Origin of the sequence: Neobacillus drentensis, assembly GCF_036966985.1 — a bacterium.
GTDB lineage: Bacteria > Bacillota > Bacilli > Bacillales > Cytobacillaceae > Neobacillus > Neobacillus drentensis_E.
In genome coordinates this window covers 40,314-41,884 of sequence record NZ_JBALSN010000065.1, presented here as the reverse complement: position 1 = coordinate 41,884, position 1,571 = coordinate 40,314, and the positions used below count along the sequence as shown (strand labels likewise).

Genomic DNA, 1,571 nt, shown 5'->3' with positions numbered 1-1,571 from the left:
TCTGTGATGAAAGCAATCACGGCTGGGGTGGCATTGGAAAACGGAGCGGTTACACCAGAGCAGGCGGTTCCGATTTTAGGAAAGAAGTGGCAAAAGGATAAGTCATGGGGCGGTTATTTTGTGACGCGAGTCCATGCGGGATCGGCGCCAGTTAATCTGGAAAAGGCGTTTGTATTTAGTGATAATATTTATTTTGCCCAAGCGGCGTTAAAAACGGGAAAAGCTGCTTTCGCGGATGGGCTGAAGAAATTTGGCTTTGAGGAAGAGCTGGCGTATCCATTCCCGCTCGAAAAATCAACGATTGGCGCACTGGACCGGGAAATTGCGCTGGCGGATTCGGGCTATGGGCAAGGGCAGATTCAAATGAGTATTGTGCATTTGCTGTCGGCGTATACACCATTTATCAATAATGGAAATATGATCAAGCCGATTCTTTTGATGGATGAGCAGAAGAGTCAGGTCTGGAAGGAAGCAGTAGTCTCAGCAGAACATGCCGGGGTGATCGCGGCGGATTTGCGGAAGGTGGTTGGTGATGCCGCCGGAACAGCGCATGCAGCTGATATGAAGGATTATCCGCTGGCGGGCAAGACGGGGACAGCGGAGATTAAACAAAAGCAAGGTGAAACAGGTACGGAAAATGGCTGGTTCATTGGATATAACACGAATTCACCAGATTTGATGATCGCAATGATGGTCGAGAATGTCCAGAAGCGGGGCGGCTCGCAGATACCTGTTAAAAAAGTGAAGAAAGTTTTTGAGTTGGTGCGCTAGATGGGTATTATGTGGTGTCAGGCACCACAATGAAATAGTTTGGAGTTAAACACCTAGGAGGGGCTAGGTGTTTTTTTGTGTTGGTATGTCCTTATATCGGCCGTTTTCCTTTTTGGGCCCCTCGTCTTAGTCTGTTATTCCGGCCGCCACTGATACTTCTCCAAATCAATAATCCCACCCAAGCCGATTTCCACGCCTTCCGCCTCCAACGACAACCGTTGCTCATTATAGGACTCGTCATCCTGGAGGGCGATTTGCCCCTTGGCATTGATGACGCGGTGCCAGGGAAGGCGGTACTTCTTGCTCGTAGAGTGGAGGGCGCGGACGACTTGGCGGGCAGCACGCGGGCTTCCAGCAAGCCGAGCGATTTGGCCATAAGTCGCCACCTTACCTTCGGGGATGCTGCGAATAATTTCCACTACATTTTCAGTAAAAGGTGTCATAGTTCCCTTCCTTTCAAAAAACACATACCAAAAAGGTATCAAAGATATAATAATTTTAACAATGCTTTTAGAAAAAACTGCCCCAAATCATGCAAAGTACTGGCTTTCAAACCCCTTTTGAACCTCCATTCCAATCTTAATCGCCATTTTTGAATAATTTTTTTATCGACAAATTTCTTGGGAAATAAAACTAAGCTATGGATATTTCCAGTCCAAAACCGCGCAACGGAGCGATTCTGGACCACTCTGATTGACTGTCGAAAAAAAGTAAGAAGTCCAATTATCAAAAAACTTTGAATATCACCTTGTCCCGATTGAGTATTTATAGCATATTCCCGTATCCAAGCTAATAAAATG

3 protein-coding genes are annotated in these 1,571 nt (G+C 46.5%); 1 reads left to right on the top strand and 2 read right to left on the bottom strand.

The genetic code is table 11. The features are described from left to right. Positions 1–771 (top strand): penicillin-binding transpeptidase domain-containing protein (locus V7659_RS04860; RefSeq protein ID WP_335538491.1); only part of this gene is annotated, 771 nt, incomplete at its 5' end. A 134-nt stretch (positions 772–905) separates the two neighbouring features. On the opposite strand, the gene V7659_RS04855 is transcribed toward V7659_RS04860, so the two are convergent. Further along, on the bottom strand, positions 906–1,214 hold the full coding sequence (locus V7659_RS04855; RefSeq protein WP_335538490.1) for an MGMT family protein: 309 nt from the start codon (positions 1,212–1,214) through the stop codon (positions 906–908). A 38-nt stretch (positions 1,215–1,252) separates the two neighbouring features. Then, positions 1,253–1,571, bottom strand: a 319-nt coding sequence (locus V7659_RS04850) for a hypothetical protein (RefSeq protein ID WP_335538489.1), incomplete at its 5' end; no start/stop codon positions are given.

Bases quoted from the DNA above. Each gene is read 5' to 3' on its own strand.
- V7659_RS04855 (WP_335538490.1), bottom strand. From the start codon at position 1,214: ATGACACCTTTTACTGAAAATGTAGTGGAAATTATTCGCAGCATCCCC.